We start from the raw sequence: 2,262 nt of genomic DNA, 5'->3' as shown, positions 1-2,262 counted from the left end.
GTCACGGCAGCGGCCGGAACGGCGCTCGCTACAGCGAGCGTCAGAGCAAGAACGAGATGTTTCATGAGAAAACTCCTGATTGGCTGAAGGTGCAACCAATTCAGACTATGCATAAAGTGTGCCAATTGTTGATTTATTGTATTTCAAGAACAATACGTGGTTAAAAATGCGTAAACTGTAAAATTTTCCGACACTTTCGTTTCGCATCTCTGATCATTTCGCAGTACAGCACTGCGGCCGTGAAGCCCGCATCACGCTTTGCCGCCGGTCAACCGGGTCGATTGATTCAGCCGTGCTGCCGAACCTAACGCCCGCCATTCGCCAGCCGCATGTCGAGATAGCCATCCACCACGGCCATCAATTCCACCATTTCATTCTGGAAGAAATGGTTGGCACCCGGGATCGTCTGGTGTTCGATGGTGATGTGACGCTGGGTTTTCAGCTTGTCGACCAGCTTGAGCACGGCTGGCGGTGGCACCACTTCGTCATTTTCACCATCAACGATGATGCCGCTGGACGGGCACGGCGCCAGAAAGGTGAAATCATACATGTTGGCTGGCGGCGCGATCGATATGAAGCCCTTGATCTCCGGCCGGCGCATCAGCAATTGCATGCCGATCCATGCGCCAAAGGAAAATCCGCCCACCCAGGTGGTGTGCGCTTCGGGGTTGAACTGCTGCAGCCAATCCAGCGCGCTGGCCGCGTCCGACAATTCGCCGATGCCATTGTCGAATGTGCCCTGGCTGCGGCCGACGCCGCGAAAGTTGAAGCGCAGCGTCGCAAAGCCGCGCCGCACGAAGCTCTGGTACAACGCCAGCACGATGGGATGGTTCATCGTGCCTTGCGCCGGATGCGGCTGCAGCAGGATCGCCACCGGCGCGCGCGGCACGAGGCCGGGCTGATAACGGCCTTCGATGCGGCCTTCGGGGCCGGTCAGGATCACTTCGGGCATGTCATTCCTTGGCGTGCGGCGCAATGCGGCTTGGGCGCTCTATATGGTGTGCTAAGGCTCGCATGCAATGAAAAGCCGCATCTATCTCGATCATGCTGCCACCACGCCAGTGAGCGCCGCCGCAATCGCCGCGATGACAGCGGCGCTTGGCCAGATCGGCAATCCATCCAGCGTGCATGCCGGCGGCCGCGCCGCTTATGCCATACTGGAAACCGCGCGTAACGACGTGACGCGCTTTGCGGGCGCGCTGCCCGAACAGATCATCTTCACCAGCGGCGGCACCGAAGCGTTGGCGCTGGCGCTGCACGGGGCACGGTTGCCGGGCAGCGGCGCGCGCCTGCGCGTGCTGGCCGGCGCCACCGAGCATGATGCCGTGTTGCAGGCCTGCGAAGATATCGCCCTGCTGCCGGTTGACCGCCACGGACTGATCGATCTGGCGGCGCTGGAACAGGCGTTGCTGGCCGGCCCGGCGCTGGTGGCCGTGCAGGCCGGCAACAATGAAACCGGCGTGGTGCAGCCGCTGGCGGTGATCGCAGCGATCACCCATGCCGCTGGCGGGCTGCTGCTGGCCGATTGTGTGCAGGCGGCCGGCAAGATTGAACTGCCGGCGGCGGCAGACTTCATCGCGCTGTCGGCGCACAAGCTGGGCGGGCCGCCCGGTGTTGGCGCATTGGTGGCGCGGGCGCCCGAAACCCTGCACGCGGTGCAGCGCGGCGGCGGCCAGGAACGCGGCCACCGCGGCGGCACGCACAATCTGCCCGGTATCGCTGGCTTTGCCGCAGCGGCTGGCGAGGTGCACGACTGGGCCGGCGTGGCAGCGCGGCGCAGCGCCATGGAGGCCGATCTGATCGCGGCCGGCGCAGTGATCCACGGCAACGCCGCGCCGCGCCTGCCGCACATCAGCAGCATCGGCATGGCCGGCGTGCCAGCGGCAACACAGGTGATGATGCTCGATCTGGATGGCTTCATGGTGTCGGCCGGGGCGGCCTGCTCATCGGGCAAGGTCAAATCCAGCCATGTGCTGGACGCGATGGGAATAGGCGCGGGCGCTGGCGAGGCCATTCGCGTCAGCCTGTCGGCCAGCACCAGCGATGCCGACATTGCCGCATTCATCGCCGCATGGCTTGCCATGGCAGCCCGGCTGGGGCGAAGCTGACGCGATGAACCTGCCGATCTATCTCGATTATGGCGCAACGACGCCCCTCGATCCAGCGGTGGCCGATGCCATGGCGCCGTGGGGTCTGGATGGTTATGGCAATCCGCACAGCGCGCATATGTGGGGCTATCAGGCCAAGGCCGCCATCGAACTG

The 2,262-nt window shown here is 63.9% G+C and carries 2 protein-coding genes; one reads left to right on the top strand and one right to left on the bottom strand.

What is annotated here, in order from left to right; all coding sequences use genetic code 11:
• Positions 1-304: 304 nt before the first annotated feature.
• On the bottom strand, positions 305-952 hold the full coding sequence (locus ABWP50_RS03570; protein ID WP_353216619.1) for an alpha/beta hydrolase: 648 nt from the start codon (positions 950-952) through the stop codon (positions 305-307).
• Between the two features lie 67 nt (positions 953-1,019).
• On the opposite strand from ABWP50_RS03570, the gene ABWP50_RS03565 reads away from it, so the two are divergent.
• Positions 1,020-2,108 (top strand): cysteine desulfurase family protein, encoded by a 1,089-nt coding sequence (locus ABWP50_RS03565; protein ID WP_353216618.1) that lies wholly within the window; start codon positions 1,020-1,022, stop codon positions 2,106-2,108.
• Positions 2,109-2,262: the final 154 nt, after the last annotated feature.

The sequence above is a fragment of the Sandarakinorhabdus sp. genome (assembly GCF_040398645.1).
GTDB lineage: Bacteria > Pseudomonadota > Alphaproteobacteria > Sphingomonadales > Sphingomonadaceae > Sandarakinorhabdus.
The sequence above is the reverse complement of the archived record's forward strand: the minus strand, read 5'-3'. Positions and strand labels throughout refer to the sequence as shown.